13 protein-coding genes are annotated in these 12,784 nt (G+C 40.3%); 6 read left to right on the forward strand and 7 right to left on the reverse strand.

The features are described from left to right. Nucleotides 1-18 precede the first annotated feature (18 nt). Both IGL36_RS00510 and IGL36_RS00515 read right to left on the reverse strand, forming a co-directional pair. Nucleotides 19-462 carry a MepB family protein gene (locus IGL36_RS00510; protein WP_002386374.1) on the reverse strand — a complete coding sequence of 148 codons (444 nt, stop codon included), beginning with the start codon at nt 460-462 and terminating at the stop codon, nt 19-21. Next, complete coding sequence (locus tag IGL36_RS00515) at nt 459-1,871, reverse strand: PLP-dependent aminotransferase family protein (protein ID WP_002386372.1); 1,413 nt, start codon at nt 1,869-1,871, stop codon at nt 459-461. The genes IGL36_RS00510 and IGL36_RS00515 overlap by 4 nt, the downstream gene beginning before the upstream one ends. Nucleotides 1,872-1,968: 97 nt before the next feature. Here IGL36_RS00515 and IGL36_RS00520 point away from each other — a divergent pair, with 97 nt between their 5' ends. Together IGL36_RS00520 and IGL36_RS00525 are read left to right on the forward strand one after the other, a co-directional pair. Further along, complete coding sequence (locus tag IGL36_RS00520) at nt 1,969-2,934, forward strand: ornithine cyclodeaminase family protein (RefSeq protein WP_002386371.1); 966 nt, start codon at nt 1,969-1,971, stop codon at nt 2,932-2,934. Between the two features lies 1 nt (nt 2,935). Then, nucleotides 2,936-3,724, forward strand: a complete 789-nt coding sequence (locus IGL36_RS00525; protein ID WP_002397683.1) for a PhzF family phenazine biosynthesis protein — start codon at nt 2,936-2,938, stop codon at nt 3,722-3,724. A gap of 48 nt (nt 3,725-3,772) precedes the next feature. On the opposite strand, the gene IGL36_RS00530 is transcribed toward IGL36_RS00525, so the two are convergent. The 4 genes from IGL36_RS00530 to coaA all read right to left on the reverse strand — a co-directional run bounded on the left by IGL36_RS00530 (nt 3,773) and on the right by coaA (nt 7,756). After that, nucleotides 3,773-4,318, reverse strand: a complete 546-nt coding sequence (locus IGL36_RS00530) for an ATP:cob(I)alamin adenosyltransferase (RefSeq protein ID WP_002397682.1) — start codon at nt 4,316-4,318, stop codon at nt 3,773-3,775. Nucleotides 4,319-4,479: 161 nt separating this feature from the next. Beyond that, on the reverse strand, nt 4,480-4,821 hold the full coding sequence (locus IGL36_RS00535; RefSeq protein WP_002397681.1) for a hypothetical protein: 342 nt from the start codon (nt 4,819-4,821) through the stop codon (nt 4,480-4,482). A gap of 137 nt (nt 4,822-4,958) precedes the next feature. Continuing rightward, complete coding sequence (gene guaA, locus IGL36_RS00540; protein ID WP_002356158.1) at nt 4,959-6,521, reverse strand: glutamine-hydrolyzing GMP synthase; 1,563 nt, start codon at nt 6,519-6,521, stop codon at nt 4,959-4,961. 311 nt (nt 6,522-6,832) lie between these two features. Next, nucleotides 6,833-7,756 carry a type I pantothenate kinase gene (gene coaA / locus IGL36_RS00545; RefSeq protein ID WP_002356160.1) on the reverse strand — a complete coding sequence of 308 codons (924 nt, stop codon included), beginning with the start codon at nt 7,754-7,756 and terminating at the stop codon, nt 6,833-6,835. 154 nt (nt 7,757-7,910) lie between these two features. Between coaA and IGL36_RS00550 the strand changes: the two genes are divergently transcribed. Then, nucleotides 7,911-8,498 (forward strand): SGNH/GDSL hydrolase family protein, encoded by a 588-nt coding sequence (locus tag IGL36_RS00550; protein ID WP_002397673.1) that lies wholly within the window; start codon nt 7,911-7,913, stop codon nt 8,496-8,498. Nucleotides 8,499-8,512: 14 nt separating this feature from the next. Then, on the forward strand, nt 8,513-9,121 hold the full coding sequence (locus IGL36_RS00555) for a class I SAM-dependent methyltransferase (protein ID WP_002356162.1): 609 nt from the start codon (nt 8,513-8,515) through the stop codon (nt 9,119-9,121). A 32-nt stretch (nt 9,122-9,153) separates the two neighbouring features. Here IGL36_RS00555 and add read toward each other — a convergent pair whose 3' ends face one another. Next, the gene (gene add / locus IGL36_RS00560; RefSeq protein WP_002356163.1) at nt 9,154-10,185 is read right to left on the reverse strand and encodes an adenosine deaminase; all 1,032 of its coding nucleotides are present in this window, start codon (nt 10,183-10,185) and stop codon (nt 9,154-9,156) included. A 141-nt stretch (nt 10,186-10,326) separates the two neighbouring features. Between add and IGL36_RS00565 the strand changes: the two genes are divergently transcribed. Beyond that, on the forward strand, nt 10,327-11,334 hold the full coding sequence (locus tag IGL36_RS00565) for a substrate-binding domain-containing protein (RefSeq protein WP_002356164.1): 1,008 nt from the start codon (nt 10,327-10,329) through the stop codon (nt 11,332-11,334). 140 nt (nt 11,335-11,474) lie between these two features. Further along, a complete protein-coding gene (locus IGL36_RS00570; RefSeq protein ID WP_002356165.1) occupies nt 11,475-12,776 on the forward strand; it encodes a pyrimidine-nucleoside phosphorylase in 1,302 nt (433 codons plus the stop codon). Nucleotides 12,777-12,784 lie beyond the last annotated feature (8 nt).

The raw sequence follows: 12,784 nt of genomic DNA on the forward strand, positions 1-12,784 counted from the left end.
TGAAGCCAGCTGACGTTTTTAGTATTTAGATAAATCAGTAAAGTAAGCTAGTTGCCATTTTTGTGTTTTTTTGGCGGTTTGATTAAGGTTTTGGCACCAAGAAGGATAAAAACGGGCTGCCATTTTGCCTTTTTGTTGGTGCGTTTTGAGAATTTTTTGTTGGATTAAACATTCTTTCGGCAGAAGAAAGAGACCTTGCTTTTCTTGATCAGCAATGACAATTGCTAACATTTCAGGGGCTTCCGTTGCATCAAAGGCTTCGTTCTGATTTTGTTGATTTTTTTCCCAGAAGGCTACAAAATAGCCTTCTTTTTTCGGCGTTTTTTTGGCTAAGCGACTGCGGATAAGTTGTTGCGATTCATTAACTTGGCATAAAAAGCCTTCATATTCGGCATTTTGTTGTTCTTCGGAAAGCAGGGTAATCGTGCCCACTGCTTTTTCAAGTATTGGCAATGAATTCATAGGGAATGTCCTTTCTTTTCGTTTAATGTCGGTAAGAGTTCTTGGATAATGGTTAATCCTTTCGCCAATACCTCAAGCTGATTGGAGGCCAAGGAAATTCGTAAAAAAGCATCTGGCTGATTTTGCACAGTAAAGCGACTCGAGTGAAAAAGACGTACCCCATTTTGGAGAAATTCTTGTTCAATTTGCGGCGCCGTTTTTTCGGTAGAAAGGGGAATAGTTCGGTAGTACGGCAAAGGATTGCTAGGTCTAGCTAACCCAAAAATGGTATCAAATAAGTCATTGGCTTGTTTTGTTAAAGCCAATTTTTCTATCACTAATTCTTCTGCAACTGGTGAGCGTAAGACTTGGGTGACAATTTCAGCATCAAAGCCAGAAGTTTTAACGTTAATGTTAAAAATCGCACGCTCTATTTCTTGGCGAAGAAACGGAGGGAAAACAAGGTACGCAATGCGTAAGCCTGTACAGACAAATTTTGTCATCCCCGCTAAGTAAATCGTTTGTTGAGGTAAGAGTTCTTGAAACGTTGGTAAAACTGTTTGCTGCGCATAAGTTGTTAAAAAAGAATGAATGTCATCTTCAATTACCCATAAGTGTTCTTGCTGAATGATTTCAGCTAAAGTCATTCGGCGGGCGCTAGACATTTGGAAACCAATCGGGTTATTACATGCGGGCATTAAGAAAATACCGTGTATTTTTTTCTTTTTGCATTCTTGCAGTAAATGCTCTGGGTCCATCCCCTCGGAATCATAGCCAATCGGGACGATTTCTAAATGATAAAGCTGGGCGAGTTCAATAAAATTTGAATACGTGTATCGATCTACGGCAATCCGCTGACCTGGAGAAAAAGCGGCGGCTAACGTCACGGCCAGCCCATTCTGGACACCAGATACAATGGCAACTTCTTCGGCATTGGTCCGAACGCCTTGTGTCTGAAGCCATTCGGCAGCGGTTGCTCGTTGAAAGTGCGTACCTAAAGGATCGCGATAATTTAGCAAACTGTTAAGGGCCGCATTTTTACTAACTGATTCAATAAAAGGTAAAATCCGCTGATTACACATATCAAAGGAACTAACCAGCCCTAAATCAATTAGATGGTCTGCTACTTGGTTGGTAGAGATTGTAATTGAGTGAAACGCGTTGGGAGAAACGAAAGTGCCGCTACCGATGTTGGTATAAAGTAAGCCTTTTTCCATAGCGTGTTTATAGGCTTGACCAATCGTCGTGAAATTCAGATCCAAGTAATCAGCTAATTCTCTTTGCGAAGGCAATTTCACATTTTTTTGAAGCGCACCAGATAAGATATCCGCTTCTAATTGTTGAACCAATGATTGGTAATAAGGTCTTGTTAAACGTTCTTTAACAGGGCGCCATGACAACGCATAGTTCTCATAGGAATTAATCGGCATGAGGGGAACTTCCTTTCTATAAAATTGTATTCCATACAATTATAGCATTGAGTGTATTGTTTGTCTGGTTTATGATAGCGCAAAGGGAGGAATTCAGATGGACATTATTTCTTATGAGAGGGTCATTCAACAATTGTCGTTTTCCGAAGCAATTCAAGTGATGAAACGTTGCTTTGCAGAGTTGCAAAAAGGAAAAATTTCGCAAAGTGAGCGCCATGTAGAGGTTTTACCAGATGGGGAAAATCAAAATCTTTTTGCATTAATGCCTGCTTACTTAGGAAAAAATCGCTTTTTTGGGGCAAAAATCATTACAGCTTTTCCAGAAAATCCACAAAAAAATTTGGCCTCGCATCTTGGTCAAATTTTATTGTTTGATAGTTCTACTGGAAGACCAGTTGCGATGATGGACGCCAATGCGATTACGTGGCTTCGCACAGCAGCTGTTTCTGCTTTGGCAACCGATTATTTAGCAGCTCCAGAGGCAAAAAGTATCGCTTTGATTGGTGCAGGTCAACAAGCTTCATCTCATCTCGCAGCGCTACAAAGCGTTCGGGCGATTGAAAAGGTTTTTATATATGACCGCACAGCAGAACGCGCACGAAAATTAATCGCTAAGCAACAGCACAATTACCCCGAATGTACCTTTATTGGTTGTTCTTCTGTCCAAGAAGCCGTCGAGGAAGCGGAAATTATCTGTACACTAACTTCCAGTCAGGACGCATTTTTAGAAGAAAAAGACGTTTTGCCGAATGCCCATATCAATGCAATTGGTACATTCACGCCGACTTCCAGAGAATTAACAAGCGACCTTGTTAAAAACAGTCAAGTGTTTGTAGATGAGTATGCGGCTGCATTAAAAGAAAGCGGGGATCTTTTAATTCCGATTTCAGAAGGTGCCTTTTCAGCTGAAAAAATTGTAGGTTCTCTCGGCGAATTAGTGACTGGCAAAGTTAAACTAAAGGCGGAGCAGAAAGGCCGCACGATTTTTGATGCGGTTGGCTTAGCAGTTGAGGATTTGTGTTGCGCGGAATACATTTATCAAAAAATACAAGGAGAGAATTAAAATGAGTTATCCCTATTATATTGTCGATGCTTTCGCGGAGGAAGTTTTTAAAGGCAATCCCGCCGCTGTTTATGTTTTGGAAAAATGGTTGCCAGAAGCGGTGATGCAAAACATTGCGATTGAAAATAATTTGTCAGAGACTGCTTTTACAGTCAAAGAGGGAAAAAGTTACGCCCTGCGCTGGTTTACGCCGGAACGAGAAATCGATCTCTGCGGGCATGCTACATTAGCGACGGCTTTTGTGTTATTTAACTATTATTCCGTTGCGGAAGAAACGCTTCATTTTACTAGTCAAAGTGGACCGCTCGCAGTGACCAAAAAAGAGGAATACTATTATCTAGATTTTCCTTATATCCTACCGGAAAGGATTCCAATTTTGCCAGAGTATGAAGCCGCTTTAGGCACGAAAATTTATGAAGCTTATTTGGGTCGCGATTTATTTTTTGTCTTAAAAGACGAAGAGACAGTGGCAAAAATCACACCAGATTTTTCTGCATTAAAAGCATTGGATTTAGGAGTAGGAGTCATTGTAACGGCACCAGGAGACTTGGTGGATTTTGTTTCACGGACTTTTTTCCCGAAACTAAGAATTAACGAAGATCCAGTTTGTGGTTCTGCGCACGCCAATTTAATTCCTTATTGGGGAAAACGGCTCAATCAAATGACCCTTTCGGCCTATCAAGTGTCCCCAAGAGGCGGCTTTTTAACTTGTGAAGTGAAAGAAAATCGAGTCATTATTGGTGGTACTGCTAAACTATTTGCAAAAGGGGAAGCGTACTTGCCTGTATAAAAAGTACACCGTCCGCTAGCAATTCGTCGTTAGCGGTCGGTGTACTTTTTAAATAGAATAGTTGCGAGAAACAAAGGGAACTTCTTCACCATTTTCGAGCTTATTTAGATACAAAGCTAACATGAAAAAGTAACCTGAGAGTAAGTTGACTACATCATACAGCTGCGGATCAATTTTTTTACCCCCATAGTCCATGCGATAAAGTAAACGAACAATATCTTTGGCTTTGGCTCTTAAGATGTGTGCATAAGAGGAACAGATTGTGCCCATCGGTAAAACAAAAGGACGATTTTCTTCGTATGTCAGTTCATTCATAGCATTGACACGTTCCAAAAGCCAGGCTATTTCGTCCTCTGTGACTGTTAATTTTGTTCGGGTCGTTGGATTGACATGGTAGATTAACTCGCAAATTTTAGCTAGTTCTTCTGTTAGTGCAGGCTGTTCAGGGACGTCTAATTGTTGCACATATCCTCGTAGAAGACCTGTCATCGAGGCCAATTCATCAGTCATTAATTCAAAATCACATCGTAAATCTTCTGGTTTAGAAGATAGATACGGGTACGCTTCATACGGACTGCGGTACATTTTTTCCATTCAATTTCCCTACTTTCTAAAAATAAAAAGCCCTCAAAAAGAATGCACGAAAGCCAATCTTTTTGAGCGCCGTTGCTCGACTGTTCACAGTACACCATTGTACTTGCTAAGGTAATAATAGCCAAGAGTGAAGGGAGAGTCAAGGGGGAATCAAGGGGGAATCAAGGTTGGAGAAAGAAAGTGAAGCTAAGAATTACCAAAAGTAAACCAATCAATAAACTGACAAGACCAGAGATTTGACCTAATCGTTGTTGGGTAGAAGAAGGCTGGTCGGTAACTGTGAGCAAACTTGAGAAAAAGTTCATTTTTTTCACGAGTATTAAATACGCAACAATAAGCAAAAGAATACCCGAAAAAAGGTACGAAAGGGGCTCAGAAATAAATTTTTGGGCACGAAGTAAAAAAATTCCTATGAAGAGGACAACAAAACCATACTTAAGAAAAGTTTCTTTTGACATGTTGAAATCGCTTCCTTTTAATTGATGAATTTTATTAATAGCCACTATTCTTATGATTAAATTATAGGACTTTGAGGGCGGTGGAGCAAAGGAAAAACGGAGAATGGTGGGAGGAAAGTGTGATAACACAAAAGAAAACCCGCTAGAAAACCTATAAAATAGGTTCTCTAGCGGGTTTATTGTTATTCCCACTCCACAGTTGCAGGTGGTTTTGAAGTAATATCGTACACGATACGGTTTACATGTGCAACTTCGTTCACGATGCGCACAGAGATTTTTTGTAAAACATCCCAAGGGATACGGGCAAAGTCAGCGGTCATGCCGTCGATAGAAGTCACAGCACGGATACCGACTGTGTAATCGTAGGTACGGCCATCGCCCATAACGCCTACTGAGCGGATGCCAGGTAAGACAGTAAAGTACTGCCAAATGTCACGATCTAAGCCAGCTGCTGCGATTTCTTCACGTAGGATAGCATCTGAATCACGAACGATTTGTAATTTATCTTCTGTAATTTCACCAAGCACACGAATACCTAATCCTGGTCCTGGGAATGGTTGGCGCCAAACGATTGCATCAGGCATGCCAAGTTCAGTTCCTAAGGCACGAACTTCGTCTTTGAATAATGTATTTAAAGGTTCAATTAATTCAAATTGCATGTCTTCAGGAAGACCACCAACGTTGTGATGTGATTTAATTGTTTGCGCAGTTTCTGTACCAGATTCGATGACGTCTGTGTAAAGAGTTCCTTGTGCTAGGAATGAAACGCCTTCTTCCCCAGCAAGTTTAGTTGCTTCGTCATCAAAAACATACACAAATTCGTTACCGATGATTTTACGTTTTTGTTCAGGGTCAGAAACGCCTGCTAATTTGCTTAAGAAGCGTTCTTTCGCATCTACTTTAATAATGTTTAAGCCAAATTTACCGCCTAAACTTTCCATTACTTGTTCCGCTTCACCTTTACGTAATAATCCATGGTCAACGAAGATACAAGTTAATTGGTCGCCAATGGCTTTTTGTAAAAGCACGCCGACAACACTTGAGTCAACGCCACCTGATAAACCAAGTAAGACTTTTTTATCGCCTACTTGTTCACGGATTTTAGCGACTTCCATATCGATGAAGTTTTCCATGCTCCAGTCACCAGTACAGCCACACACATCAAAAGCAAAGTGACGTAATAAGTCGTTACCATATTCTGAATGACGAACTTCTGGGTGAAATTGTACGCCGTAGAATTTGCGGTTGGCATCTTCGATAGAAGCGATTGGACAATCGTTGCTTGTCCCAACTTTTTCGAATCCAGGAGCGATTTCTGTTACTAAATCACCGTGGCTCATCCAAACGGTTTGTTTCGCAGGTGTTCCTTGGAATAATGTCGCATCACCAAGGATTTCTAATTCTGCTTTTCCGTATTCACGGTTTGCGGCAGGTTCTACTTTTCCGCCTAAGTTATGAGTCATTAATTGCATACCGTAGCAGATGCCAAGAATGGGAATTCCTAACTCATAAATTTCTGGATCAATGCTAAAAGCATCTTTGTCATACACGCTGTTTGGTCCACCTGAGAAGATGATTCCTTTAGGCGCGATTTTGCGAATTTCTTCTGCCGTAGTTCGGTGGCTTAATAACTCAGAGAATACGCCAAATTCACGAATACGACGAGTAATCAATTGGTTAAACTGACTACCAAAGTCTAAAACAATAATTTTTTCGACAGATGTCAAATCGGCAACGTTAGTCACGTCTATTACCCCTTATCCATTTAAATTTATCTAAAGAAAAGGCGGTTAAAAAGTGGTCAGCACCAAGAATTAAGAAAGGATTTTCAAAAATTGTTTTACGATTTTTAGAAAATTTTGGCTTAATTCCGCAGGGGCTACTTTTAAACAGCCGAGAATCAGGCGGTTAAAAAGTGGTTCACTTTTGTTCCGTACTCTTCTTTGTCTAGCTATACTTATTAAAACATTTTACTCCTTGAAAGTCATGCATTCTGCTGAAAATTTTCAAGGATATTTCTACAAAAGATACAGGATATTTCTTAGCTCGTCAACCCTTAATATTTACGTAGATAGATTTGGTCAATCAAATGATTTTCCGTTTTATGCAAAATAATGTCCGCACGTCCGCGCGTTGGCAAGATATATTCCTCCAAGTTCGGTAAGTTCACGGTTTTCCAAACATTCCGTGCCATGGCGAAAGCATCTTCTCGTTTGCCAATTGCATATTGGTAATAATAATTATTAGGATCTAAGAAAGCCGTATCTAATAAGGCCCCAAAACGTTCTAGGTACCATTTTTCAATTAAGGCTGGATCGGCATCTACAAAAATAGAAAAATCAAAAAAATCACTCACATAAATTTGTTGATTGGCGGGTAACTGTAAGGTGTTAATGCCTTCAACAATCAGAATATCTGGTTGTTGAATCAACTCATATTCGCCTTCGATAACATCGTAGACACTGTGAGAATAGACGGGTGCTTTAATTTCGTCTTTGCCGCTTTTGACTTCGTTTAAGAAATTAATTAGCTTCTCCATGTCATAACTTTCAGGAAACCCTTTTCGGTCCATAATTCCTTGTTCTTCTAACACTTTATTGGGATACAAAAATCCATCCGTTGTAATGAGTTGAACGTTTCTTCGTTTAAACGTTCGGGCCAGAATTCTTTGCAAAAGACGAGCGGTGGTGCTTTTACCAACGGCGACACTGCCGGCAATTCCAATGATGAATGGTGGTACAGAGACATATTCATGTAGGAATAATCCTTTGCTAAGTGTTAGTGATTCAAATTCTTTCATGTACAAATGAATAAGATGCGTTAAGGGTACATAAATTTCTTGTACATCTTTTAGTGAAATTTGGTCGTTCACACTTTTAATGTTATCCAATTCTGCTTCGGTTAACGGTGCTTTGCCGTCATGATAAAACCCATGCCATTCTTCTCTGGAAATTGGGTAGTAATTCATTTTATCGTCCATTGTTCCTCCACCAAACCCTGTTCAATCTTTGTACATTTTACCATAATTTCACAAGGGAAACACAGGATTTTACAAAAGAATTCCCTTCTTCGCCAATTTATGATGAAAATGGTATCATGAAAAGAGAAAACTGTTAGAAAAGAGGGGAAAAGCCATGAGAAAAATTGTATTATTTGGTGATAGCATTACTGCTGGTTATTTAGACGAAGCTGTCTCACCTGTTCTTGTTGACTTAGTAAAACGGGATATTGCTGCGATGGGTCTAGAAGAAGTGGCTGTCATTAATGCTGGAATGCCTGGCGATACAACAGAAGATGGTTTAAAACGATTAAATAAAGAAGTGCTAATTGAGAAACCTGATGAGGTGGTGATTTTCTTTGGCGCCAATGATGCGTCACTGGATCGAAATATAACAGTAGCCACGTTTAGAGAAAACCTTGAAACAATGATTCACGAAATTGGTTCAGAAAAGGTGATTTTAATTACGCCACCATATGCGGATAGTGGCAGACGTCCAGAACGTCCACAAACGTGTATCAAGGAATTGGTCAAGGTTGCACAAGAAGTCGGAGCGGCACATAACTTGCCAGTTATTGATTTGTATAAAGCGATGACTGTTTATCCTGGAACGGATGAATTTTTACAAGCGGATGGTTTGCATTTTTCACAAGTGGGCTATGAATTATTAGGTGCCTTGATTGTTCGAGAAATAAAAGGTAGACTAAAACCAAAACAAGCATAGATAGGAAGAACAAAATGGCGAATCATTATTATACAGAAAATCCAGAATTAGCACATGATTTAGAAAGCTGGTCTTTTCCATTACGTGGTCGAACCTTTCAGTTTACGACCGATAGTGGGGTCTTCTCAAGAGGAACAGTGGATTATGGTTCTCGTGTGTTGATTGATGCCTTTGAATGGGAAAATTTACCAGCAGGCCGTTTGTTAGATGTTGGTTGTGGCTATGGACCAATTGGGTTGTCCTTAGCAGCGGCGACTGGTCGACTGGTGGAAATGGTGGATGTCAACCAACGGGCGGTTGGGCTAGCTCAAATGAACGCCCAACGTAACCAAATTACTACTGTGGATATCCATTCTTCCAATGTGTATGAAACCTTAAACGAAACGACCTACGCGGCGATTGTTAGCAATCCGCCCATTCGTGCAGGCAAAAAAGTTGTCCATGGCATTTTAACAGGGGCTTTTCCGTTGTTGAAAGTTGGAGGCACACTAACGGTGGTTATTCAAAAGAAACAAGGTGCACCTAGTGCAGAAAAGAAAATGGCTGAAGTATTTGGCAATGTTGAAATTGTGACAAAAGACAAAGGCTATTATATTTTAAGAAGTGTTAAAGAAGCAGAGTAAAAAAGAACCGCCACTTTAGTGGAGGTTCTTTTTTAGAATAGATACGCTTGATCAATTTTTTGGTTCAACAGTTTTTTTTCGTCTGGCGATAAAAAAGCACCTGCAAGCGCATTTTTAGTGAGTTGCTTCATTTCGTCATAACTTAATTGATACCAAGTGGCCAATTTCATGAATTCTTTCGTTAACGTAGTATCTGAAACAGTGCGATTATCGGTATTGATGCAGACGGCTAAGCCAGCCTCTATAAATTGTTGAAAAGGGTATTCAGCCAATGTTTTGACGGTGCCTGTTTGGAAGTTGCTAGTTGGACACATTTCTAAAAGAACCTTTTTTTCTTTTAAGAGCGCCAAATATTCGGGTGTATCTTTCAAAGCAATACCGTGGCCAATCCGAGTAGCACCTAAAGTGACAGCATCAGCGACATTTTTGCCACAGCCGCATTCCCCAGCGTGGAGTGTTAATGGAATTGACAATTGGTTGGCTAAAGCTAATACGTCTTCAAATGTGTATGGAGGAAAATCGACTTCATTGCCAGCTAAATCAAAGCCGACAACGCCTGTCTCTCTGAAATCATGCGCTAAGTGAACGATTTTTTCTATGGCTTGTTGTTGATCATGCCGCATGCCGCATAACAGTGCATTGCTTTTTACACCAAAATCTTCTTCGCCTTGTTTTAAGCCAGTTAAAACAGCAGTCACGATTTCAGGTAACCGTAAGCCTTTTTCTGTATGTTGCGAAGGCGCAAAACGCACCTCTATGTAAGCCACGCCATCTTCGGCAGCTTGGCTAATCACGTCATACGCCGCTGCTTGCAAAGCTTCAGCTGTTTGTAGACAGGTGAGCACGAAGTCAAACCGAGTTAAATAATCATTCAAATCGGTGCATTTTTCAGGGGCAACCACTAACTCTTTCAAGGCTTGTTCGTCTTGGGGTAATGGAATGTTTTGTTTTTCAGCAATGGTGCGTAAAGTGGTTGGTCGAATCGACCCATCTAAGTGACAGTGCAGCTCGATTTTTGGTAATTGACGGACACGGGATTCTTCCATGAAAAAAATAGCCTCCATTTTCTTTTGTTTTTTAATCTTTTTAGTCTATTTCTTTTGTCTTTTTTTTGTTAAAATGTAAAAGATTCGATAAGTATTTTGAAGACTGTAACACGTCTACAAATGTCTGTCAATGCAAAAGGAGACGTTGGGAGGGGCGCGATGAAACTAACGATTAAAGAAATTGCTGATATGGCTGGTGTTTCTGTCACAACCGTCTCACAAATTCTGAATAATAAAGGGAGTCGTTTCAGTGAAAAAACCCGCAACAAGGTGTTGGCGGTAGTCGCTGAAAATCATTACAAACCAGATTACTTTGCTTCGAATGTAATCAACCGTCATTCCAAAACCATTGGTATGATTGTGCCAGATGTGACGGATTTCTTTTTCTCAAAAGTGATTGAAGGTGTGGAAACATATTTAAATTCGTTAGGCTACATGATTTTGTTATGCAATTCAAAGCATGATTCCGAACAAGCGATGCAATATGTTAGCGAGCTGATTCATCGGTCGGTAGATGGCATTATTTTTGCCACGCCGAATGTTTTGCCAGAAAATCATATTTTAAAAGACCGACGAGAACATCCGATTCCTGTCATTCTTGTCGATCGTGGGATTAATCCACGAGATAGTGGACGATTAATCGTTAAAGAGTACGAAGGTGCTTATCAAGCGGTCCATCATTTGATTCAACAAGGGCATCAGCATATTGGCATGTTGCGTGAAAGTGCCGGCTATTATCGTTTAACGGAACGAGTGACGGCGTATCAGCATGCGTTACAGGACAACAATTTACCTTTTCGTCCGCATTATGTTTGTGCTGGGGAATTGAACTTGCATGGCGGCTATGCTGCGGCGAAAGAAGTTTTGAAAAATGAAGAAATCACAGCAATTTTTTGTGGCAATGATGAAATGGCGATGGGAGCTTATCAAGCCATTGAAGAAGCGGGCAAGAAAATTCCTGACGATATTTCGGTGGTTGGCTTTGATGGCTTGGAAATTTCCGAATATTTGGTGCCGAGTTTAACAACCGTCTATCAGCCGAGTTTTGATATTGGCTATTATGCAGCAAAATTTTTGGTGGAAGCTATTGCAGATCCAACAGGGAAAGTTCCAAATAAAGTTTTTGATGCGACGTTTATTGCTAGAAAAAGCACAAAACCGATTTAAAAAACAGCTTAGAAATGGAATGTTCGTGTTGTTTGCGTTTTCACAAGAAAAAAATAATAGTAAACTGGTTTACTAAATGGTTTAAAGCTGAACGATTTTGTTGTATAATACATTATCGGGAAATCGGAGGGAACGAATTCATGAGAATGGTAGACATTATTGAAAAGAAACGTGACGGGCATCAACTAACAAGCGAAGAAATTCAATTTATTATCAACGGATACACAGATGGTTCAATTCCAGATTATCAGGTAAGTGCCTTTTTAATGGCTGTTTTTTACCAAGATATGACAGACGAAGAAATTACACAAATGACGTTAGCAATGGTCCATTCAGGCGAAATTGTGGATCTTTCTTCTATAGAAGGAATCAAAGTCGACAAGCATTCTACAGGTGGCGTAGGCGACACTACGACGCTTATTTTAGCGCCATTAGTTGCTAGTGTCGGGGTCAATGTAGCAAAAATGTCTGGTCGTGGCTTAGGCTACACGGGCGGTACGTTGGATAAATTAGAAGCGATTCCTGGTTTTAAAGTTGAATTGACAGAAGAACGTTTTATTCAATTGGTGAACGATACAAAAGTGGCAGTGATTGGTCAGTCAGGTGATCTAGCACCAGCAGACAAAAAACTTTATGCGTTACGCGATGTGACCGCCACTGTTGACTCAATTCCATTAATTGCAAGTTCCATTATGAGTAAAAAAATTGCCGCAGGGGCAGATGCGATTGTCTTAGACGTGACTACTGGTGAAGGGGCCTTTATGAAAGACCTAGCAAGTGCTCGTCGATTAGCGGAAACAATGGTTCGCATTGGGAAACTGGCAAATCGCCAAACGATGGCAGTAATTTCAGACATGTCACAACCTTTAGGGGAGGCCATCGGAAATAGTTTAGAAATCGTTGAAGCAATCGAGACCTTGCAAGGAAATGGGCCAGAAGATTTAGTGGAGATGTGCTATGTCTTAGGAAGTCAGATGGTTGTTTTAGCTAAAAAAGCCGAGACGTTAGACGAAGCACGGGCTTTATTAGAAGAAGCATTAACAAGCGGTCGAGCGCTCGCAAAATTTAAAGAAATGATTGAAAATCAAGGCGGCGACAGTTCCGTTGTTGACCAGCCAGAAAAATTATTAACCGCAACTTATCAATTTGATTTACCTGCCAAAGAAACAGGCGTGGTACAAAAAATCGTTGCCAATGAAATTGGCGTTGCCGCAATGTTGCTGGGCGCTGGCCGTGCTACGAAAGAAGATACGATTGATTTTGCAGTTGGCTTGAAACTTCACAAAAAAGTAGGGAGCCCAGTTGAAAAAGGCGAATCATTACTAACTATTTATGCCAATCGTGAAGACGTGACAGAAGTCGAACAATTGCTTTATAAAAACATTGAAATTGGACCAACCGGCGAAGAGCCTATTTTGATTCACGATATTATTACGGAATAAAACAAAAA

Source organism: Enterococcus sp. AZ011 (assembly GCF_050548355.1).
Classification (GTDB): Bacteria; Bacillota; Bacilli; order Lactobacillales; family Enterococcaceae; genus Enterococcus; species Enterococcus faecalis.

Excerpts from the sequence above, each read along its gene's own strand:
- IGL36_RS00565 (WP_002356164.1), top strand. The coding sequence starts at position 10,327 with ATGAAACTAACGATTAAAGAAATTGCTGATATGGCTGGTGTTTCTGTC.
- IGL36_RS00555 (WP_002356162.1), top strand. The coding sequence starts at position 8,513 with ATGGCGAATCATTATTATACAGAAAATCCAGAATTAGCACATGATTTA.
- IGL36_RS00550 (WP_002397673.1), top strand. The coding sequence starts at position 7,911 with ATGAGAAAAATTGTATTATTTGGTGATAGCATTACTGCTGGTTATTTA.
- coaA (WP_002356160.1), bottom strand. The coding sequence starts at position 7,756 with ATGGACGATAAAATGAATTACTACCCAATTTCCAGAGAAGAATGGCAT.
- IGL36_RS00520 (WP_002386371.1), top strand. The coding sequence starts at position 1,969 with ATGGACATTATTTCTTATGAGAGGGTCATTCAACAATTGTCGTTTTCC.
- IGL36_RS00510 (WP_002386374.1), bottom strand. The coding sequence starts at position 462 with ATGAATTCATTGCCAATACTTGAAAAAGCAGTGGGCACGATTACCCTG.
- IGL36_RS00570 (WP_002356165.1), top strand. The coding sequence starts at position 11,475 with ATGAGAATGGTAGACATTATTGAAAAGAAACGTGACGGGCATCAACTA.
- add (WP_002356163.1), bottom strand. The coding sequence starts at position 10,185 with ATGGAGGCTATTTTTTTCATGGAAGAATCCCGTGTCCGTCAATTACCA.
- IGL36_RS00525 (WP_002397683.1), top strand. The coding sequence starts at position 2,936 with ATGAGTTATCCCTATTATATTGTCGATGCTTTCGCGGAGGAAGTTTTT.
- IGL36_RS00515 (WP_002386372.1), bottom strand. The coding sequence starts at position 1,871 with ATGCCGATTAATTCCTATGAGAACTATGCGTTGTCATGGCGCCCTGTT.
- IGL36_RS00530 (WP_002397682.1), bottom strand. The coding sequence starts at position 4,318 with ATGGAAAAAATGTACCGCAGTCCGTATGAAGCGTACCCGTATCTATCT.